Annotated in this window: 17 protein-coding genes; all 17 read right to left on the reverse strand. The window is 60.0% G+C overall.

What is annotated here, in order from left to right:
• Window positions 1–758 (reverse strand): ABC transporter substrate-binding protein (locus tag C6366_RS15345; protein WP_146164878.1); only part of this gene is annotated, 758 nt, incomplete at its 3' end.
• A 76-nt stretch (window positions 759–834) separates the two neighbouring features.
• Entirely contained in the window at window positions 835–1,293 is a 459-nt protein-coding gene (locus C6366_RS15350) for a DUF1566 domain-containing protein (protein WP_107739478.1), read from the reverse strand.
• 127 nt (window positions 1,294–1,420) lie between these two features.
• Complete coding sequence (locus C6366_RS15355) at window positions 1,421–1,987, reverse strand: pentapeptide repeat-containing protein (protein ID WP_158269813.1); 567 nt, start codon at window positions 1,985–1,987, stop codon at window positions 1,421–1,423.
• Between the two features lie 536 nt (window positions 1,988–2,523).
• A complete protein-coding gene (locus C6366_RS15365) occupies window positions 2,524–3,963 on the reverse strand; it encodes an amidohydrolase family protein (protein ID WP_107739484.1) in 1,440 nt (479 codons plus the stop codon).
• Between the two features lie 21 nt (window positions 3,964–3,984).
• Window positions 3,985–4,593 (reverse strand): amidohydrolase family protein, encoded by a 609-nt coding sequence (locus C6366_RS15370; protein ID WP_107739486.1) that lies wholly within the window; start codon window positions 4,591–4,593, stop codon window positions 3,985–3,987.
• Window positions 4,594–4,891: 298 nt separating this feature from the next.
• Entirely contained in the window at window positions 4,892–5,887 is a 996-nt protein-coding gene (locus C6366_RS15375) for an alpha/beta hydrolase (RefSeq protein WP_107739488.1), read from the reverse strand.
• Window positions 5,888–5,975: 88 nt separating this feature from the next.
• Complete coding sequence (locus C6366_RS15380) at window positions 5,976–7,271, reverse strand: S9 family peptidase (RefSeq protein WP_233248531.1); 1,296 nt, start codon at window positions 7,269–7,271, stop codon at window positions 5,976–5,978.
• 74 nt (window positions 7,272–7,345) lie between these two features.
• A complete protein-coding gene (locus C6366_RS15385; protein WP_107739490.1) occupies window positions 7,346–7,774 on the reverse strand; it encodes a cupin domain-containing protein in 429 nt (142 codons plus the stop codon).
• Window positions 7,775–8,476: 702 nt separating this feature from the next.
• Window positions 8,477–9,574 carry a glycerol dehydrogenase gene (locus C6366_RS15395; RefSeq protein WP_107739494.1) on the reverse strand — a complete coding sequence of 366 codons (1,098 nt, stop codon included), beginning with the start codon at window positions 9,572–9,574 and terminating at the stop codon, window positions 8,477–8,479.
• A 46-nt stretch (window positions 9,575–9,620) separates the two neighbouring features.
• The gene (locus tag C6366_RS15400; protein ID WP_107739496.1) at window positions 9,621–10,457 is read right to left on the reverse strand and encodes a GNAT family N-acetyltransferase; all 837 of its coding nucleotides are present in this window, start codon (window positions 10,455–10,457) and stop codon (window positions 9,621–9,623) included.
• A 170-nt stretch (window positions 10,458–10,627) separates the two neighbouring features.
• Window positions 10,628–12,361: a uracil-xanthine permease family protein gene (locus tag C6366_RS15405; protein ID WP_158269814.1), complete on the reverse strand. Its 1,734-nt coding sequence runs from the start codon at window positions 12,359–12,361 to the stop codon at window positions 10,628–10,630.
• A 220-nt stretch (window positions 12,362–12,581) separates the two neighbouring features.
• The gene (locus C6366_RS15410; RefSeq protein WP_107739500.1) at window positions 12,582–14,318 is read right to left on the reverse strand and encodes a solute carrier family 23 protein; all 1,737 of its coding nucleotides are present in this window, start codon (window positions 14,316–14,318) and stop codon (window positions 12,582–12,584) included.
• Window positions 14,319–14,423: 105 nt separating this feature from the next.
• The gene (locus C6366_RS19700; RefSeq protein WP_158269815.1) at window positions 14,424–14,597 is read right to left on the reverse strand and encodes a hypothetical protein; all 174 of its coding nucleotides are present in this window, start codon (window positions 14,595–14,597) and stop codon (window positions 14,424–14,426) included.
• A 77-nt stretch (window positions 14,598–14,674) separates the two neighbouring features.
• Complete coding sequence (locus tag C6366_RS15415) at window positions 14,675–16,630, reverse strand: SpoIIE family protein phosphatase (protein WP_107739502.1); 1,956 nt, start codon at window positions 16,628–16,630, stop codon at window positions 14,675–14,677.
• Window positions 16,605–17,711 carry an ABC transporter substrate-binding protein gene (locus tag C6366_RS15420; RefSeq protein WP_107739504.1) on the reverse strand — a complete coding sequence of 369 codons (1,107 nt, stop codon included), beginning with the start codon at window positions 17,709–17,711 and terminating at the stop codon, window positions 16,605–16,607. The genes C6366_RS15415 and C6366_RS15420 overlap by 26 nt, the downstream gene beginning before the upstream one ends.
• Before the next feature lie 86 nt (window positions 17,712–17,797).
• Window positions 17,798–18,268, reverse strand: coding sequence for an SgcJ/EcaC family oxidoreductase (locus C6366_RS15425; RefSeq protein WP_158269816.1), 471 nt, complete (start codon window positions 18,266–18,268; stop codon window positions 17,798–17,800).
• 94 nt (window positions 18,269–18,362) lie between these two features.
• Window positions 18,363–20,369 carry an alkyl/aryl-sulfatase gene (locus tag C6366_RS15430; protein WP_107739509.1) on the reverse strand — a complete coding sequence of 669 codons (2,007 nt, stop codon included), beginning with the start codon at window positions 20,367–20,369 and terminating at the stop codon, window positions 18,363–18,365.
• Window positions 20,370–20,410: the final 41 nt, after the last annotated feature.

A 20,410-nucleotide genomic window follows, 5' to 3' on the forward strand; every position in this document is an offset into this window, starting at 1 on the left:
AGCAGGTCAGGTGCGCCGGGGTGGACGGCGATCACCAGGGGGTCGGCAAGCAAGGGAACGGCCCGGGCCTTGTAGTCCGTTTCCGGGTTTTGATGGACCATGAGCCGGTGGACGCGGTCCGGCACGATGGCTGCGTCCACTTTCCCGGCAACCACCAGCTCCGCGGCCTGATGCCAGGTCTTGGTCGTGCGCAGGACGGCCGACGGGAAAAAGGTGAGCATCAGTTGGTCCTGGATTGACCCGCCCATGGCGGCCACGACATGGCGCGGGTCGTTCAAAAGCCCCGGCAAATCCTCGCGGCCGCCCTTGTCCGCCTCCCTGCCGTCGCGAGGCCGGAGGCCGCGCAGACGAGCCTCGCTGAGCCGGTTCACGACGAGGGTGATTCCGGAAATGAAATAGGGACGGCTGAAAAGCACGGTCTGAGCCCGCTCCATGGTCTTGCTCAGCTCGCTGATCCCGATATCCGCGTGACCCTCGGCCACTGCCCGGACGACCTGGCTATAGGTGTCGCCGACCGGCACGAACACGGCCTCCAGGCCGATGCTTTGCGCAAAGCCCCGTGCCAGGTCCACGTCCGCGCCACGCAATTCCCCATTCATCCGGAAGACGAAAGGCGCAATGTCCATGTCCACGACTGCCACACGCAGGGTTCTTTGGGTACGCAATCGCTCCAGATCCGCGGGCATGGACCAGGACGGCGTGGCCGTCGCGATACTTGCCAGCAGGAGCATGGCGGAGATCAGACAGCGTGGGGACAATTTTGCTCTCACAAGAGGACAGATGAAGGAGGAAAAAATTAAAAAATCAGATACTTATAAAGACAGCTTGATTATTTTAATGCGCTGGGCTGGCGCACCACACGCTAAGGGGATGTTCCTTTTTAGCGTCGTTGACCCCGCCGTCGCTCATGCTTACACCCCATGCGTAGTCTGCGCCAGTCGCCGTGCCGGACCAGAAATAGGAAGAGGAAGGCCCGGTGTCGGCTTGTTGGATCCCGGTGAAAGGCTGGCTGCCCTGAATGGCGTTGTATTGGGTTTTGAGCTCGTCCCTGCTCGGCAATCTCCAGCCGGATTTGCCGGAGATGTTGAAAGAACCGCATCTGGACATGGCATCATCCCAGAACAATTTTCCGAACAGATTTGCATCCTTGGTCCACATCAGGTTGGTCTGCGTATCCGTAACCGTACCGTCCCCGTTGTCCACAAACCTCTGGGCATGGGCCTCATCGGAGATGAGCAGTCCAGTCAGGCAGAGCATGACAGCCATGGTTGCAACCGCGAGAAGCTTCTTCATGTTTTTTCCTCCTGTTGAGGTTGGACCGTAATGGTCTTGCACCTCTTTCAGCACGATTCGTGCCGTAAATAAAAGTAATTCCGGAAAGACACCCCAGGCTATTGACTGCACTGCACAAGACAAGTTCTCACTTGCATTCGCCGATGGACCCTTCGGCGCATATTTTGCCGTTGGTCCATTTGGCCCCGGACAGAATGGCCCCGGACAGATTGATGGAGTGCATGAAGGCTCTAAACAGGTCAGCTCCGCTGAGGTTGGCTCCGGACAGGTTGGTCTTGTACAACTCAGCACCGTACAGATCGGTCCCTGACAAGTTGGCGGTGACAAAATTGGTCTTATCTAGATATGCCTTGGACATATAGGCCCCGGACAGATTGGCGCCGTTCAGATTGGCCTCGGCCAGGTCGGCAGCGACCAGGGTTGCTCCTGACAATTTGGCACCACCCATGGCGGCTTTCCATAGAACGACCCCGGTCATCATGGCTCCGGTCAGGTCGACTCCAGTCAGGTCGGCCCTGGACAAGTCAGCCCCGTTCAGTCTGACTCCGGACAGGTCGCATTTTCTGCACTCATTTGTCTGCAGCAGCTTGTCCAGATCGTCTTGATCATACGCCCCGGCCGCCCCGATGGTCAGCAGGCAACCCAGCGCCGCCATTGCCGTTATTGCCCAAATTTTTCTGCTCCAGATGTTCATGTGGAACCTCCCTGGTTGGATGTTGATGTTCTTCTGCGATATAGCACGATCCATGCCATAAGGAAAATTACATAATTCAGTTATGTTGCAGAAAGTGCCAACCAGACCAGGCATCACTGCTTGCGCCCATTTAGTTGGCACTGCCCACGTTGCGGACCGCGGACAAAAAACACTTTTCACGGTGGTCGGCACAATCCTCATTACCTGCCGTCGAAATACCCGGCCAGGGGCACCCGTTCCCAGACCGGCTTGTTGTCCACGGCATGCAGGATGCGATCGGAATCAGCCCGCGGGCCTTGGCCTGGAGATCCGGACGATTCATGATGTCCATGTTCAGCGGCGTTTGTTCGGAGTAGATAGTGGGGATAACGTAGAAGACATCCACCGGATGGGTGATGCTGTCCGGTTGCGCGGCCCGGCTTTTTGCTTGCGAATAATCCGGCTTCTCGGAACTTTTGCTGCCTCAGCATCCCTCGCAAACCCTCCCTGCGCGAAAATAATCAACCCTGAATCCGTGACGAACAATGTCCGAATTATCACGGAAACTCCTTGCTGATTTGTAGTGTTTCCAACTCTTGACGAGTCGGCTGCTTCGCCCGGCCCGCATCATACACGACCTTGCCTTTGGAAATGGTGGCCTGGACCCGGACTTGCTCGGACAGCTCCGTGGCTTTCAGCAGCACCAGATCCGCGGCCATCCCCGGCTTGATCTTGCCGCGCCGGGCCTCGGCGTGCCGGGTCAGGGCCGGCCCGCTGGTGAACCCGGCCAGGGCTTCGGCCGGGGACAGAGCCGCTTGCGGATAACCGGGTCTCCAGGGCTGGCGTGTCGTGGCGTGGGCAATGCTTTCCAGGGCGTTGCAGGAAACGATGGGCCAGTCGCTGCCAAAGGTCAGCATGCCGCCGGATTCCAGGATCAGCTTCCAGGGAAAGGCGGTAGCCCATTCGTGTTCAGGCACTTTCTGGTGCCACAGGCGCACGGGTTCGCGCTCATGCAGCGGCTGCATGGAGGCGACCACGCCCAGCCGGGTAAAACGGGGAATATCTCGGGCGCGGCATGTTTCGATATGCTCGATGCGGTGCCGGATACGGTGGCCGCGTTTGGCGTCCAGGTTGGCATGTCTGGCCCGGACGACCTCCACTGCGTCGAGAAATCGCGCCACGGAAGCGTTGCCGATGCAGTGCGCGGCCACCTGCATGCCAGCGCGGTCGGCATACTCAAGCACCGCGGTCAGCCGTTCGGGGGAATAGGCGGGAATTCCCGCGCAAGCGGGCGTATCAAAGCGGAACGACGTATCCTTCTCCACCACGCCATCCATGAACAACTTGACGGTATTCCATGCGATCATCCCGTCCGGGGCCATGAAGCCGGTCCGGGACGGATCGTTGCCCAGCCGCTCATGATGCTTTTCGTGCTCGCGGTAGTGCGCTCGTTGCAGGCGCTGATGCAGGCCATGGACGACATGCTCGAACACATCCTTCAGGTGGGCCGACGTCCGATGCACGCCGCGCGGCGCGGACGCGGCGTCAAGCAGTTCCAGCAGCGCGGCATGGACCTGCGCGTAGGTTTTGCGCCCCTGTCGCCCATCAGCAAGGAGATCCCGAACCTGAACCGCCCGTTCCAGATCCCCGTGCATGTGCTCGTCCGGAATCACGGACATGGACCCGCTGACCCGTATCCCCAACTGGCCGGTCTGTTCCAGCTCCAAAAGCAGGATCAGCGTTTCCAGATCCTCTTCCGGCAACCCCAGGCCCATGGTGTGCAGCGCCGTCAGGCCCATTGCCTGAAGATCTTGCATGGACCGGGCGAGGAACTCCAATTTTCTCGGTACGGGCACGGGATACCTAGCCCAGAGCGGGCATTCCACCAGGAAATAGGTCTCCGGCTCCCGGAATTCTCCGCCCGGCAAGCCATCCGGGCCGAATTCGATGTTAGCTTCCATGTCCAGGGCTGAAAGCAGCGGGGGAAAGGGCGGCATGGGATGCAGAAGGTCCGCTTCCTAAATTGCTTTGGTGTTCGCCCATCCGGTGTGCAGATCGTGGGCGTAAATAAGCACGGGTCGATCCGCTTCGATGGCGTCGAGAGATGTTCTGGCTTCGGCGGGCGGTAGGATCGGCGGGGTGGTGTAGGCCAGGCCATAGGCGTGGTACAGTTGCCGATGGGGATGCGTGCGGATAAAGTCTCGTAGCTGCGCGGCAACCTCGTCCAACGTGGTCGCGCCTTCCAGGTCGCAGCCATCCAACCGCTCGGCACCCACGAGCAGATGCACATGGCTGTCGCAAAACCCCGGCAACAAGAGGTTCCCTCGCCCATCGAGCACCACCGTCCGCTCGTCGGCAAGCGCCTGGGTCTCGCCCGGTAAACGCACAGCCGTGATCACCCCGCCGGAAACCGCGACGGAGGCCAAACCTTCCCGATCGCCCATCAGGCGTACATTGTCGATGATCAGTTCAGCGGATTCGGTGCCGGGAACATCGGCCAAAGTCATGGCATGGGATTCGGTGTGGGGCGAAGACAGGGGCAGTTCGTCGAACAGGCTGGAATTTCCCGGAACAAGAGCGCTTAACGTAAGTCGAACCTTGGCGTGAGACCGCATCGGATGCTTCATATCCGTTCCTTTTCGGGCAAGTGATAAGGAGCAAAATCATGCTCCCCTTACTTCCATCCGCCGGTTATGTCGATGCGTGAGGGAAGTCGGTATCAGGTCAAGCTTGTTCTCGACCCTCACCTGCTCTCTGAATCGAAATCGTGATCGAACTTCATGTCCAAGAAGACGGCGTAATCATGGGGTGACGCACAGTATTTTCCGATTGCGATCTCGATTGCGCTTTGGATTTCGATGAGAACGGATTTGCCTTGAAGTCAGTATCCCATGAAAAGCATTGCATCCGATCCGCTGAGTCTTGTCACGGCCACGCACCCAGCAAAAACGCCGCCATTTCCTCGCGGGCTTCCTCGCTTTCAGGCAGGTCCGGGATCAGTTCAAAGCCATGAAACATGCCTTCCCAGACCCGAAGCTCCACATCCACCCCGGCTCGCCGCATGACCCGGCTGAGTCTGACGCAGTTGCTCAAAAAGAGGTCGCGGGTTCCGGTCGTGATCAGGGTCCGCGGGAAGCCGGGCCAATAGTCGGCATACACGGGCGAAAGCAGCGGATCCCTGGGATTATTGCCCTGGGCGTAGGCCAGGGCAAAGTATTCCATGAGACGATCCCATTGCAACACGGGATCCCGGCCATGGTTGGAAAAATAGCTGTCGCCGGTACGGGTCAGGTCCGAAGCCGGAGAGGAGAGGCCCAGGGCCGCGGGCATGGGCAGCCCCTCGGCTTTCGCCTTGAGCAGCATGGCCAGGGCCAGGTTGCCGCCGGCCGAGCCCCCAAACACGACCACATTTTTCGGGCCATGCGACTCCATCAGCTTCGCGTAAACGGCCAGACAGTCATCCAGGGCCGCGGGAAAGGGGTGCTCCGGGGCCAGACGGTATTGGACCGCATACACGGGAAGCCGCAAAAGGTCGGCCAGGCGCATGGAGTAGGCATCGTCGGGATTGCCCAGGGCAAAGCCGCCGCCATGCACGTACATGGCCGCTTTGCCCTGGCTTTCCCCGGATATCCGCTTGGGAACCAGCACGACGACGGGTACACCGCCAATCGTTTCCCACTGCATGGAAGAAAGAAGCGTCTTGCGCAAATGCTCTCGTTCCGCATCACTTGCGGCCCGTTGTTCCTCCCGGATCGGGGCAACCGTGGCCGAAGTAAGCGGGCTGTCGAAAACAGGAGGCGTGTTCTGCTTCAAAAACCGCAGGGCTTGCGGACTCATGGTTTCTGTCTGGTGCAGATGAAACACATCCGAGGTGCAGGAGCACATCACCGCGCACAACAGTAGCAAGAAAAGAAAACGCATGAAACACCTTTATCGCAGCGCGACTTCAAAACCAGTCCGTTCAGTCGCAGTCCCCAGCGTACTTCCGGCAAAGCCTGCTTCTCTCCAACTACTGCTGGGTAAAGACCTCATCCAGCCAGTCGAAGAGCACATGGCCGATGAGGCTTCGGTTTTCCATGACGCAATGGTTGCTCGCCCCCTCGTCGGCTGGCGTGATGACCATCTTTGTGGCGGGGTTGGAAAAATTGTCCAGGGCGATCTTCTGTTGCCGCTGCACTTCCTGGCTCTTGTACTCGCCCTCGCCGACCATGATCAGCGCCGGAATGGCAATCCTGGCCGGGTCGAAGGTGTTGCCCTTGTTGGCGTCGATCAATTTCTCCGGCTGGTCCATGGGCACGCCGTAGCGCCAGCAGATGGACCTGACCACGCCGTCATGGAACGAGGACCAGGCTGCTTGCTGCTCCGGCGTGTCCAGGGCCGCGGGCATGGTGGCGAACAGGGCGTGGGCGTCCACAACCGCGGAGTTCATGGCAATGGCCTTGATGCGCGCATCGTGCATGGCCGCCTGAGGCACGAACAGCCCGCCGCCGCTGAAGCCATAGGCGGCCAGCCGACCGGGATCGACGTCCGGCCTAGCGACGAGATAATCCACCACGGCCTTCATGGCCACGTTGGTGTCCGTGCGGAAGACCATGCCCTGTAGCGGAAGCATGCCCTGGCCGGGCAGGTCCACGGTGGCGAAGTTGTAGCCCCGGGCATGGGCCTGGGGGGCGATGTAGTAGAAAAGATCTTCGGCAAAGGTCTCGCCTCCGCCAATCATCAGCAGGGTTTTGGTTGGTTCGGGGCCGGACGCGGCTTTCCAAAAATACCCGGGGAGCACGGAGCCTTCGAAGGGAACCTCGAAATATTCCACCGGCGGATCAAAAAGAGCCCCGGCCTTCTGGAACAGCTCCCGCAGCTTGTTCCCCTGCTCCTGAAAGGCCGGATTGTCCGGCAGCATGGAAATCAGGGAGATGCGATAGTAATATGCGGCCCGCAGGAGCTGATCCCTGGCGCTGACAGTATGCCCCGCGGCCAGGGACTTCTCCCCACGGGCCTGGACCCGACCGGCCAGTTCGGACCATTCCCGCTGCCAGCTCGCGGCGTCGCCGTCCTCAATATGCGAGGCCGCGTAAAAGGCCTCCCCTATTTCCACGCCCCCGTTGACCGCCGACCCCAGAACCAGGTTGCCGAAGTGGAAATCCATATCCTCGTCCTGGAAAAAGTAGCTGAAGGCCGTGGCGTGCATGTCCGAGACCTCAAGCGACTGATCAAATGCGGCGGCTGTTCCGGCCCACGCCTGAAAAACGGCTGCCATCAGAAGACAGATGAAAGCCTTGACCATACGGCATCTCAAGGTTTGCATGACTGAACCTCCTTTTGGAGTTGAGTAGTTACCGATAATGGCCTCCATCCGGTTTTTGCCGGAAGGATCGCGACCTATTCCCGAATCTGCGTGATGGGCAGGTCCGTTGTCCCGGCATAGAAGACCACGATGTGCGCGGGTTCGTCACCCACGCTTTCGCCCCAGTGCCAGGTGCCGACCACCTCGACAATGGCCTCCCCGGCTTTCAAGTCCAGGACCTGGCCGTCCAGGGTATGCACCCGCAAGTGGCCGCTGAGCAGGATGCCCGCGTTGATGACCGGGTGCTGGTGCACGGGCAGCTTTGTTCCAGGCGCAATTGTGATGCTCAAAATGCGGACCTCCGGCTGTCCTTCCGGATAGGACGGCAGCAATACGCCATCCCAGCTCGTTTCCGTCCTGGCCAGTTCCCGGACCATAACGCCCGTGTCTTTGGCGGCGACAGAACCAAGACCAAGGAAGGTAAACCAACCGATGACAAAAATACTGGTCAAACGAAGTCGCATGGGATGTCCTTTGTTGCGTGTTTTTCAGGCTCAGCCGTCAATGGAAAAGGAGATGTACGCAGGGCAAAATTCCGAACAGCTTAAAACTCGTCACTTGCGCGTTGCGTGGACCAATCCATGTAACCATAAATGAAATATGCCAAACACGAATGTTTGTTTTATCAATATGTTGAAAAAGCATGCCGCGACGCTTGGTAAATATGTTCGCGCCAATTTCGTTGGCGATGCCAAGGTTGTTGGAGAAGGATCAGGTCATCTCTTTTCCAAATGTTGAAAGCAAAAACTTTAAGATTCATCTGCAATTTCCGAACTCTGACTTCCCGAAACTCACCCAAGAATTTCAGCCTCTCTTCTCAATGCGAGCCGCTTCCTCAGAGATCCGGTCACGGGGGCCAATGGCAATGATCTGGATTACTCTCTTTTCAGCCGGATTGTCTTGAACTGTGATTGAATGATCTCATGAGGGCTGTGCTGGATTGTTTACATATTTTAGGGGCGGACACTTGCGGTCGCCTTGGGCAGGGCAGGCGTGAGGCCTGCCCCTACAATGTACCTTTGGCCACGCGTTCATCCGGACATTTGGCGGGAAAGGGTTGTAGTATGCCGCCGTCGGCAACACGAGGGTTGTGCGCCACCATAGATCCGTACCCAGCATGTCTTCAAAGCAGAAATGGAGGGATACGGGCACATGAATAATGCCACTTACCGCGATGACGTCTTCCTGGCCCGGCCCAGGGCGTCCGCGGCGAGGAGGGCGTGGAGGACGTTTTCGGGGGTGATTTCCCCGGCTTCATGGTGGATGCATTCCTCGGGCGCGCAGGCCTTTTGCGCCACCAGCGTCAACCTGGCCCGATCGACGTTCGCGAGGTCGAGGTCGGCCAGGGTGGTGGGCAGGCCGACGGCTTCGCAGAAGCCGTAGACCGTGTCCATGACGGCGGGTGGCGCGTCGCTGAGCTGCAGCCCGGCCAGGACGCCGAAGGCGACCTTTTCGCCGTGAAAGAATGCGTGGGTTTCTTCCAGCGCGGTCAGGCCGTTGTGGATGGAGTGGGCCGCGGCCAGACCGCCGCTTTCAAAGCCGATGCCGCTGAGCAGGGTGTTGGCTTCCACGATGCGCGAAAAGGCCGGGGTGACGGCCTGGTTCTCGCAGGCGATTTTCGCGGCCAGACCGTATTCCAAGAGGATGTCGTAGCACAGCCTGGCGACATGCAGCCCCACGGTGGTGCTCAGCCCGCCGCAGGCGTTGGCGGACTGGGTGCGGCGGCAGGAGTCGGCCTCGAACCAGGTGGCCAGGGCGTCGCCCATCCCGGACACCAGGAAGCGGACCGGGGCCTGGACAATGACGGTCTCGTCCACGATCACCGCGGCCGGGTTCATCTTCTGGTAACAGACGGACTCGAACACATTGTCGTCGGAGTAGATCACCGCGCATCCGCTGCACGGCGCGTCCGTGGAGGCGATGGTCGGGGCGACCACCACCGGAACCCCGGCCCGGTCCGCCGCGATCTTGGCCGTGTCGATGGTCTTGCCTCCACCCACGGCGGCCACCACGTCCACGTTCACCTGTTGGATGATCTCCGAGACGCGGGTCAGCTCCCTCTCGCTGCATTCGCCGCCAAAGGTTTCGATGATGTTGGAGTTGGATGACGCATCAAGGCCGCGGGCCGGAAGGATATTGGCCCGGGACGTGGGCGAAGCCAGGATCAGCCCCCGCCGCCCCAGGCCCTCCATCACCGCGGGCAGCTCAACCAGAGCGCCTTGGCCCTGGATGTACTTGCCTGGAAACAAAGCTTTCTTGAACATGGTTTTTATCTCCCTGTCTTGGTCAGCAACAATTGCTGGCGGATAATCATATGTTCGCGTCAATCTGAGGCTCAGGCGACCACAGATATTGACTCATGGTGCAGTATTCCTGGAATCCCAGTTGCCGATACACATTGAGCCCCATCTTGGACGTATGCAGAATTCCGACCCGGTATCCCGCGGTCAGGGCGTCGCGCAAGAGGGCCAGGGTGATCAGCGTGCCAATGCCTTGCCGTCGCGCTTGCGGGACAGTGACGACATTGTATACGCCGGCCACGCCTGCCCCCAAATACACCGAACCCGCGGCAACGGGTTCGCCATGCAGCCGACCGAGATAGTGGTGGAGCGGCAGTTGTTCTTGAAAACTGATCCGCTCGAAGAGATCCATCAGGGCTTGCACCGCGAAACCGGGCATGCCAAAGCCCACGGCAAACGGGTGACGCCACTGGTTCAGTGCTTCAACATTGTTGACTTTCTCAAGAGTAAAGCCGGGCGGGACCGGAATGTCCGATTGCAGGAGCCGCAAGTCCATCGCCATGCCGGGCACGTCCTCCTGGCGCTGGAAACCATGGGCTTCCAGAAACACCCCTAGATCAGCGGGTCGCGTGGCCGGCCCGGTCCACCACAGCATGGGCACGTTCCTGGCCTTGCAGCGGGTCATGGCTGCTTCAATAGCGCCGTCCACGGCTTCGGGAGCCAGATTCGCACGGAGGATGCTGTTGCATATCGGAAAAGGGACATTGGTCAACGACCAGAGCAGGTCGGGGCCATCATGCACTTCAGCCTGGGGCAACAGGCCGAACAGCGGCAGAAAGTCAAACAGGTTCTTCTCGATGCCGTTCACGAGGGCAGGTGGGGATACGTCTTGCAAAGTGTCGCTCATCTCGTTTTCCTCTCAACTTGGCCTGTTTTAATAAGGGTTCTCGACATAGGGTGCGATACTCAGTCACAAAATGACAGCACCCCCGGCAAAACCGGGCAGTATCCAATTGAATTATACTGGATAGATACCACCATCATACCTTTTAACCTGCCTCCCTTGCAATGTATTCCTCAGTGTTCGAAAACCATCCGCACCCGATGCGTGTCCCCGGTGGTTTCCAGGCGTACCGTGTCCGCGTACTGACTGATCAGATAGCCGGAGAGCCTGGCAAAGGCTTGGTCGTCCTTGAGAAGTTGCTCGGGGCTGGGCCGGTGGTGGCTCAGGATGACCGGCTCTCCCTGATACGTCATGTCAACTTGGACCTGAAACTCGTCAAAGTACGCCTCCAAGAGCAGTTCTTCGCCCCGGGACAGTCCTTGTCCAGCCAGGGACTCGTGCAGCTCCGCGGCCGCGGCCGCGGCTTTGCGGATCACCTCGGGCCGGGCTCCCCACTTGCCGCCCAGGTCCAGAAAAAAGTCGTTGATTATTCGCCCCGAGGCCGTGGCTGCGCTCAGGAGCAACTCGGCCCGCTCGCCGATGCCGATGCGGAACAGCAGGTTCAAGAGCACCCCGGTCACCGCGGTCAGGGCGATGGACGAGCCGAAGATGGGTTTGAAGTGATCGGGCAAAGGGGCGTAGATCTCCGGGGCGACAAGTACGCTCATGCCCATGATCAGGGAAATGCCGACCACAAAGGTCTTCCTGGGATCGATCATTCGGGTCATGACGATGGACCACCCGGTGACGATCATGAAGCAGGCTGCGTAGACGATGATCGCGCCGATCACCGGAACGGGCATGTGGCTCAAAACATAGGCAGGCTGGGGCAAGAAGGCCAAGGCGATGAAAAAGATGCCCGTGGCGTAGCCGATGTAGCGGCTGGTGGCCCCGGTGGCGTACGACATCCCGATGTTGGAGGAGGATGCGGCCAGCCCGGTGCCGCCCAACAGTCCGGCCGCGGCTGTTCCCAGCCCCTCCGCATTGATTCCGCGTTGCACGGACTGGATGTCCACCCGCTTCCAGTCCAGGTCGTTGATTTTTTGGCAGGTGATCACGTCTCCGGTCAGCTTCAGGGATGAGCAGATGGCGGCGATGAGAAAGGGCAGGATGAACGCGGGATCAAAAGCCAGCCCCGGATGCACGATCTGAGGCAGGGCCACCAGGGGCAGCTCGCTCAGCCGGTCGCGCATCCCGACGGGCAGTACCCCCAGGGCATAGGCCGAGCCAAAGCCGAAGACCACGCCCAAAAGGATGGCGTAGAGCTTGAAGCCCCGTTTACCCCAGACCGTGAACCCAACAATGGTCGCCAGGGTGCCCAGGCCCACCAGGACCTCCTTCAACTCGACCACCGTATCCTCCCGGCCCAGGCCGAACAGGGACTTGACGGCGTACGGAGCCAGTGCCAGACCGACCATGGCCACCACCAGCCCGGCCACCTCCGGGGGAAACAGGGTGCGCAGCCTGCCGACAACGCGGGCCAACAGGGTCTGCATGACCCCGGCGGCGACGGTCATGCCGCAGACCAGGGCCAGGCCACCGGCTTGGGCCGCGCTGATGGAGGCCTGAAAATAGATGAAGGAGCTGGTGTGCAGGCAAAAATAACCCGAGCCGAGCCCCCATTTTCTGGTGGCCTGCAGGATGCTGGCCAAGCCTCCGGCGATCAGGCCCACGCTGACCAGGGACCGGGTTTGGGCCGCGTCCGCGCCCAGGGCCTGGGCGAAAAACACGGTGGCCATCAGGCTGGAGATCAGCAGCGCACCGTGCTGCACGCCGAGAATCGCCAAGGTCCAGACCGAGGGGCGGTCGTTGACCCCGTACAGCAGGTTCGGCGGGGTCCGTGGAGCATCTCCATGGACCGTCTTCATTGAAGCATCCTTGGGCATCCCTCTTTTTCTCAACACATTATCACTACAACGACATTTTGATGCACCAATTGACACCGCCGATGTTTTAACCACGGGGATCACGGAGGGCACGGGGAACATATTCCATTAAACCAAAACTCTTTTCCCTGTGTTCCCCGTGTGCCCCGTGGTAAATAAAACCTGGCCAGACGATGAAAATGGAAGTGTCGCTGTAGTGTTGTTAATCCCTGAATTTCAACGTCACCGTGCATTTGCCGTTCTTGCGCCCAACCTGGACCTCGTCCGCCAGATGATTCACCAGAAAGCCCGCCATGGCCTGTCCACCTTCGCTACCATTCAGCAACTCTTCAGGGTCGGGCCGCTTCCGCGGTATTGTCAGCGGGCGTCCGGTATAAATCACGTCTATCTGGCAAAGATACTCATCAAATACGGCTCTGAGTTCCACAACTGGCTTCTCGCCCTTCGAGTCCATGAGATCGTAAGCGTAAATTGCTTCAAGAAGTTCATGCGCGGCATGATTGAGACGACGGACAACCTCTGTCCTGGCTCCCCATTGGTGCCCAAGACTCCAAAGCAGCTGGTTCAGTTTTTCCTGCCAGGCCTCATCCATGACAATATATTTGCTCACTGTTGTGTGGATGTTCAGGCGGAAAAGCGCATTGAGTCCGATGGCTACCAGCAAGGCTGCCGCAACGGTGGTGGATAGGGGCGAAAACAGCAGGCTTTGCTGATCTTCATGTCCCATGTGCAGCAGGTCGTGGCCTATGCCGACGATGAGCGCAAGGCCTATTGTGATGACTTTGCGCGAGTCAAGAAGGCGTGACGTGATGATCTTGATGCCGCCCACAATGATGAAGGAGGCCACAAACATCAGTACCGCGCCGATTACAGGCATTGCCAGGGAAATCCAGAACGCCGCGAAGGGAGGGAAAAAAGCCAGGGCGATGAACAGCCCTCCCAGCACGTAGGCCACGATGCGGCTGGTAACGCCGCTGGCCTGCGCAAGACCGACGGCTCCGCCGCTGGCGGTCTGGGCCATTCCGTTGATCATGGAGCCGAGAGCGTTTGTCATGCCCTCGGCCAGAAGACCTCTTTTGATCCCCTCCATGTCCGGTCGCTTCCAAGAAGAGTCGTTGGCCCTCTGGGCAACGGTTAGAACGCCGAAGCAGTTGAAGGAAAGAGCCAGCCCGAGCAGTGCGAAATGAGGCACCATCTCCCATGCAAGCGACCAGCCGAATTGGCCCACCGGAGGCAATGCGAAAAGGGGAACCTGGCGGATATCCTTGATAAGCGATGCATCGACAACGCCCTGCCAAACGGCGAACATCTGCCCGACGAGCAGGCCGCCAAAAACCGCGAAGGCTCTGATTTTCCCACGGCCCCATACGTTGATGGTCACGATAACCGCGAGGGTGAGGACCCCGGTCGCCAGTGCGCGGGTTTCGCCATGAAAAGGGGTGTCAATGGCCAGGAAAGCCCTCATGCCGATGAGGCCGAGGCCAAGGCCGAGCATCAGAACGATGAGCCCGGCAATCTCAACGGGAAACAGGGGGCGCAGCCTGGTGATGAGCCGTGAAGCGACCATCTGGACCAGGGCGGCAATGGTCATCATGCCGAAAGCCAAGCCAAGCCCCCCCATCTTGACGGCGGCGAGGGATGCCGGAAAGGCAATGGCGGATGTATGCATGGGACTGAACAGTCCGACCCCGACTCCGCCTCGGTTCAGGGCCTGCAAAATAACGCCGCAACCGGCGGCCACCATGGTCAGGGCAACCAGCCCGGCGGCACCGGCGGCGTCAAGTCCGGCCTGTCGGGCCAGGAGCACCGGCAAGGTCATTATGGACCCCAGAAACGCCAACTGCTGGAGCGCAACCATAATGGTCATGCCCAGGGGCGGGCGCTCATCAACCCAGTATGTAATTCCATCAGGCCTGAACGGGCCTTGCTTTTGGCTCATGGGAATCTTTGGTTCCTCGCTCTTTCACTTGGATAGGGGAGAATCGCGAACAGGATTCGCGACCCATCAATTGCCAAACCAGCGAGTCGTTTTCCAGGCCTGTCCTCAATCGTCAAGCCCTGCCAGCCCATCAGGCAGGGCATTTTTGTTCTCGAACCGCGGAAGCTCTGTATCGAAATCGAAATCGAAATCGTGATCGAAATCGATTTCTGGCAACTTTCCGATTTCGATAGCGATTTCGATTTCGATGGGTGTCGCCCTTCCCTGGGGAGTCCTCATGAGCACCCTGCAACCTACAACCCTGAAATCATTGAAATTCTGCAGAGAGCAAAAATCCCCTGAGCCCGTCAGGAAACCTACCCGGACGCCCCCCGGTACAGGACCGCCAGCAGGGTGATGTCGTCGGACTGAGGAGCGGTGCTGGAGAAGACGCGGATGGTTTCCAGGAGTTCGCCCACCAGTTCCTTGGGAGACTTCCCGCTTCTGGCACTGGTTTCCTGGAGCAGGCGGTCGTCGGAATAGAGTTCCTGGTCCGGATTAAAGGCTTCGGTCACCCCGTCGGTGTAGGCCAGCAGGACGTCACCGGGCTGGAGTCGGATTTCCCGGGTCTGGAACGGCATGTCTTCCATGCCGCCCAGGACGAGTCCCGGAGGCAGGTCCAGCCACTGGGGCGGCTGCCCGGAGGGCAGCAGAATCGGCCGGTTGTGGCCTGCATTGGAGTAGCGCATCAGGCCGGTGCGCAGATTCAGGACCGCGCAGAACAGGGTCACGAACATGCCCGCGTCGTTGCCCAGGCACAGCTCGTTGTTCACTCGGGCCAGAACCTTGGAGGGATCGGGCTCCTGTTCGGCGATGCCTTTCATCAGTGTTTTGGTCACGGCCATGAACAGGGCCGCGGGCACGCCCTTGTCCGAGACGTCGCCCACGGAGAAGAACAGGTGGTCCTCGTCCAAAAGGAAAAAGTCATAGAGATCTCCGCCCACGTGCTTGGCCGAATCCAGGATCGCGTAGAGGTCCATCTCGTGACGGTCCGGGAACGGCGGAAACTGCTTGGGCAGGAAGTTCATCTGGATGTTGCGGGCGATCTTCAGCTCGCTCTCGATGCGCTCCTGGGCCTTGGTGGTTTCGGTCAGGTTGGTGATGTACTCCTTGAGCGCCACGCGCATGGCGTCCACGGAGCCGGAAAGCTGACCCACCTCGTCGTTGACCCGGGCCTTGGGCAGGGGCACGTCCAGATTGCCCTTGGCGATTTCCCTGGTCGCCCCGACCAGGGTGCGCAGCGGCTTGGTGATGCTCCGGGAAATGGCCACCACCACCAGCAGAAGGATGGAAAACCCCGCCGCGCCGATGAGCAGCACCACATGGTTCAGGGAAAGGATGTCCGCGTACAGCTCGTCCCTGGGAATCATCACCCCCACGGACCAGCCGCTGGACGGCACCGGCGCGTAATACAGCAGTGAGATCCGGCCCGTATGCACGCTGGTGAAATCCGCGAATCCCTCCCGGCCCTGAATCATATCCCGCCCGATCAGGCGCAGCTCGGGCAGGTTCATTTCCTCGGCCACGCTGAACACGCTCTGACGCATGATCCGGTGCTGATCCGGATGGGCCACGAACCGGCCGTTGCGGCTGATCAGAAAGGCATACCCGGTGTCGTACAGGGAGACGCTGGAGATCCGTTCCACCAGGGCTTCCAGGGAGACGTCCGCGGTGACCACGCCGCGAAACTCCCGGCTGGCTTCGGTTTGCCGGTAAAACGGAGCCGAGAAGGTGGACATCAGGACATTGCCGCCGCCTTCGTCAAAGTAGGGTTCGCTCCACACCGGTCGTTCAAGATGTCGGGGGATGCTGTACCAGTCCCAGTCAAAATACTGGTAAGACTCTCCACCCAGGCTGGTGAGCACCAACTCGCCGAACTCGTCCCGATACGCATAAGGGGCGAAATACCGTTCGTCCGGGTCCATGGCGTGGGGCTCAAAGGCCGCCGTGGTCCCGAAGATATCCGGGTTGGCCTCCATGGCGTCCCGAAGCATGGCCAGCAGTTCGGTTTCCGTGAACTGGCCGTGTTCCAGGCGCAGGGACAGAAAGCGGGGCATGCGCTCCACCCCGCTGAGCGTGGTTTCCAGTTGGTGCACCAGGGAGCGGGTCAGGTTGGCGGCGTTCTCCTGGACGTTCTTCAGCACCAGTTGTTTGGAATAATTGTAGTTGTAGCCAAAGGCGACCAGGAAAATCAGGGTCGTGCTGGTCAGGATGAACAGGGCCAGGCGAAAGGACAGGCGCTGTTTTCTACTCGGCGGAGAAACGCGGGTCATAAAAACTCCTGAAGGGCGCGATATGCGTGATCACACCGGTCTCGAACAGCTCGGTCGCCACCAGCTCGTAATCCTGCTCTTCCAGCCGGCCCAGGGGGATGTTCCCGCCCTCGGGCAGGATGATGTCCCGCATCCGGGCCAGCATCCAGCGCTGATGCACCCGGTTGGTGGGCAGATTGGCCTCCTCGACGCGCCGCATGACCGCGTCCAGGGCCTCTTCCGGGTGGTCGAAGGCGTACAGCCAGCCTTCAAGGGAGGCCCGGACGAAATCCCGGACCAGGTCCGGATCGGCGCGCACTAGGCTCTCCAGGCAGTACAGCCCGTCCTCCGGAAAATTGGCCCCGTAGTCGGCCAGGAAGAACACGCTCAGCTCGTTTTCATTGATCCCGGCATGGATGAGGGTGTTGTATTCGTTGTACCACATGGCCGAGGCCGCATCCACGCCGCCCAGCAGGAACAAATCCAGGGTGTAGCCTTGGGGGATGACGGTCACGTTCATGTGGTAGCGCCGGAAAAAAGCCAGGGGTTGGGCCTGGAAGTCCGGCCAGACCGAGACGCGTTTGCCGTCCAGGTCAATGGGCGAAAGGATGCCGCTGCTTTTTTTGGCCACCAGCATCAGGGCGGAACGCTGGACGATCTGCCCGATGTTGACTGCCGGAACACCTCGGGAACGCAATTCCAGCCCCCCGGACAGGAACATGGAGGCGAACTCGGCCCGGCCCTGGGCCAGTGCCGGGCCGGCGGGATTGTCCGGACCGCCGCGCAGCAGCTCCACCTCCAGCCCCCGGCGAGCGTAAAACCCCTTGTCCTTGGCCACGTAGTACCCGGCGAATTGGGCTTGGGGCGACCAGTGGGGGATGAACCGGACAAGGCGTGAAGCCGTCTCTTCAGCCCTCGCCGCCTCCGGCACGATTGCGCACAACAGGCAGCACAGCAGTGCCGCGAGAGCCCGGAACGGCACCGAGGAAAGGACCGGGAAGAGCTGGACGAGGGGACGATGCAAGAGCGAAGAGCCCTGCCCGACAAAGACGCGTCGGTTCAGGGCGCGGGGCTGGATAGTGGGGCTTGAGAAAACGATCATGGCGAATTTCATAGGTATGGTTTAGGCAGGAACAGAATGGAAAAAACATTGGCGAGCCAGCTGCCCGAAACGCATACAACCAACTGCTACTCGTCAGCAACCTCATTCCAGATATCATAAGCCACTTTCCAGTTGCCGTCCGGCTGTTTTCGCAGGACCCACAGGTAGTTGCCCGAGTATGTCTGCTCTTCCCGGTTCAGGCGGTCGGCGTCGAGCCTGGAAAAGGTCGAGTGCAGCACGGCCCAGTCGCCCATCAACTGGATCGCGCCCGGATGCAGGGTGATGACCGTTCTCTTGTCCGTGAAACGATTGACGTAAAAGGCCTTGATGGCCTCTCTCCCGAGAATGGCTACCTGGCCGGCCGGCACCCAGACAGCGTCTTTGTCCAACAGATCCGCCACGGCCAAGGCGTCGGACGCCATGGAGGCGGCATTGAAGTTCATTCGGACCGTGTCGATGGCCTCCAGGTTGTCCATCGCGTTAGACTGCGCACTCAAGCCCAGCAAAAGAAATATGGCCAAAGCCGAGGTTGCAAGCGAATTTTTGAGCCAAAGCATGATTGTTCTCCTTATGGTGGCTGTGAGAGGGAGTTTGTTGACGAAATCATCAACCGACCCACCAGGTCGACTTACCTGAGTGTTGAAAAAGTCCTTATCCACAGTCCTCATCCCGGGGCGTGACGATGGGAAATAACGGGGCAAAGGTGTCCAGCAGGGACATGAAATCGACAAAGGCTTCGAGACGTCCGGTAAAGACGAGCAGGCCCCGGTCCTTGGCTTGTTCCATGGTCATCAGGCCCAGCATGATGGCGGCCAGGGTGGACTTGTTCAGCGTCAGACAGGCGTCGGGAGCGCCCAGGGGCTGACCGTAGTTGAGGACCGCGTTGTTCACGGTCAGCCCGAAGGCGGCCTGGCTTCCCGGAGCCATGTCGGTGAAGGTGATGTTCAGGCCGATGGTCTTGCCCATGGCTTGCTGCCCGTTGAGCCGCACGGCCAGGTAGTCGAAAAGCATATTTGGCGTCATGGCCCGGAGTACGTCCGGGCCTCTTGTGGCGCTGCCGCCGGGAATGTTCGGAATGCCGTCGCGCAACTCCTGGGCGGCTTGCAGGTACACGGAGCGCCAGGGACCGGATTCAGCCTGGTAGCCCATCTGCTCAAAGGCGTCGGCCTGCAGCTCCCTGGCCTCCTGGTTGTCCGGGTTGGCGAAGACGACGTGCTTCAGAACCTCGGCCACCCAGCGGTATTCCCCTCGCGCAAAGTCGGCCCGGGCCCGCTGCACAATAGCCGCCTCGCCCCCCATGTACTCGACGTATTTGCGGGCTGCCGGGACCGGCGGTAGGTTGTTCAGATTAGCCGGGTTGCCGTCGTACCAGCCCATATAGCGTTGGTAAATGGCCCGGACATTATGTCTGAGGGTTCCGTAATAGCCGCGGGTGGACCAGTTTTGTTCCAACTCCGGAGGCAATTCCAGCATCTCGGCAATTTCCTCGCCCGTATAGCCCTTGTTCATCAGGTTGAGCGTCTGGTCGTGCATGTATTTGTAAACATCCCGGTGCTTCCTGAGCTTGTCCACGGCTCGGGCGTTGCCCCAGACCGGCCAGTGGTGGCTTTGGAAGACAACCTCCATTTCCGAACCGAATAGCTCAATGGCCTCGTTGAGATACCAGGCCCAGCCCAGGGCGTCCCGGACCTGCGCGCCGCGCAGAGTGAGGATGTTGTGCATGGTGGAGGTCACGTTTTCGGCCATCCACATGGCCTTCTGATCCGGAAACCACGTGTTCATTTCCACCGGGGCCTCGGTGTCCGGGGTCATCTGGAAGACCATGCGCACCCCGTCGATGACCAGTTCCTGGCCCGTTGTCCCGATGGAAATCGTAGGGGGGATCAGACTTTGGGAACCGGTGGAAGTGGTCATCCCCAGTCCGGACCCTACCCCGCCCTGGGCATTACGCGGCAGAAACGGCCCGAACATGTACATGGCCCGGCGGCTCATGGCGTTGCCGGCGATCACGTTCTCGCTGATCGCATGTTCCATAAACCCTTCCGGGGCCACAATGGGAATCCGCGCCGCGGTGGCCTCGTCCACGATGCCTCGCGCCCCGCCGTAGTGATCCACATGGGGGTGGCTGTAGATGATGCCGGTAATGGGGCGTTCTCCCAGATGGGTGGTAACCAGCTCCAACGCGGCGCGGGCCATCTCGGTGGTGATCAGCGGATCCATGACGATCCAGCCCGTATCGCCCTGGATGAAGGTAATGTTGGAAATGTCGTAGCCCCGGACCTGGTAGATGCGATCCGTAACCTGGAACAGCCCGTAGAGCATGTTCAGCTGGGACATGCGCCACAGGCTTGGATTGACGGTGTCGGGAGCTTCGGCTTCCAGCGTGATGAACTGCTTGTAGCTCTCCAGATCCCAGACCAGTTTTCCGGTGGCGTCCCGGATGGTCAACGTCTCCGGGCGGCCAATGAACCCGCGTTGGGCATCCTCAAAGTCCTGCGTGTCGGCAAAAGGCAATTGTTGGTACACTGCGGCATTGGCCGCCCGGGTGACCTCGGTGGCCGGCTTGGGAGGGACGCGCGCAAAAGCAGGTCCACACGCCTGGGCAGCCGCCATGCCCATGGCCAACACCAACAAGAGGCATTTCCAGAAAATTTGCATACGTTGCTCCTTCTGGTCAACGGTCAGAAACCATTAAAAGT

Origin of the sequence: Desulfonatronum sp. SC1, assembly GCF_003046795.1 — a bacterium.
Taxonomy (GTDB): domain Bacteria; phylum Desulfobacterota; class Desulfovibrionia; order Desulfovibrionales; family Desulfonatronaceae; genus Desulfonatronum.

Coding starts and splice junctions, on each gene's coding strand:
- C6366_RS15350 (WP_107739478.1), bottom strand. CDS start 1,293: ATGAAGAAGCTTCTCGCGGTTGCAACCATGGCTGTCATGCTCTGCCTG.
- C6366_RS15355 (WP_158269813.1), bottom strand. CDS start 1,987: ATGAACATCTGGAGCAGAAAAATTTGGGCAATAACGGCAATGGCGGCG.
- C6366_RS15365 (WP_107739484.1), bottom strand. CDS start 3,963: ATGCCGCCCTTTCCCCCGCTGCTTTCAGCCCTGGACATGGAAGCTAAC.
- C6366_RS15370 (WP_107739486.1), bottom strand. CDS start 4,593: ATGAAGCATCCGATGCGGTCTCACGCCAAGGTTCGACTTACGTTAAGC.
- C6366_RS15375 (WP_107739488.1), bottom strand. CDS start 5,887: ATGCGTTTTCTTTTCTTGCTACTGTTGTGCGCGGTGATGTGCTCCTGC.
- C6366_RS15380 (WP_233248531.1), bottom strand. CDS start 7,271: ATGCAAACCTTGAGATGCCGTATGGTCAAGGCTTTCATCTGTCTTCTG.
- C6366_RS15385 (WP_107739490.1), bottom strand. CDS start 7,774: ATGCGACTTCGTTTGACCAGTATTTTTGTCATCGGTTGGTTTACCTTC.
- C6366_RS15395 (WP_107739494.1), bottom strand. CDS start 9,574: ATGTTCAAGAAAGCTTTGTTTCCAGGCAAGTACATCCAGGGCCAAGGC.
- C6366_RS15400 (WP_107739496.1), bottom strand. CDS start 10,457: ATGAGCGACACTTTGCAAGACGTATCCCCACCTGCCCTCGTGAACGGC.
- C6366_RS15405 (WP_158269814.1), bottom strand. CDS start 12,361: ATGAAGACGGTCCATGGAGATGCTCCACGGACCCCGCCGAACCTGCTG.
- C6366_RS15410 (WP_107739500.1), bottom strand. CDS start 14,318: ATGAGCCAAAAGCAAGGCCCGTTCAGGCCTGATGGAATTACATACTGG.
- C6366_RS19700 (WP_158269815.1), bottom strand. CDS start 14,597: ATGAGGACTCCCCAGGGAAGGGCGACACCCATCGAAATCGAAATCGCT.
- C6366_RS15415 (WP_107739502.1), bottom strand. CDS start 16,630: ATGACCCGCGTTTCTCCGCCGAGTAGAAAACAGCGCCTGTCCTTTCGC.
- C6366_RS15420 (WP_107739504.1), bottom strand. CDS start 17,711: ATGATCGTTTTCTCAAGCCCCACTATCCAGCCCCGCGCCCTGAACCGA.
- C6366_RS15425 (WP_158269816.1), bottom strand. CDS start 18,268: ATGCTTTGGCTCAAAAATTCGCTTGCAACCTCGGCTTTGGCCATATTT.
- C6366_RS15430 (WP_107739509.1), bottom strand. CDS start 20,369: ATGCAAATTTTCTGGAAATGCCTCTTGTTGGTGTTGGCCATGGGCATG.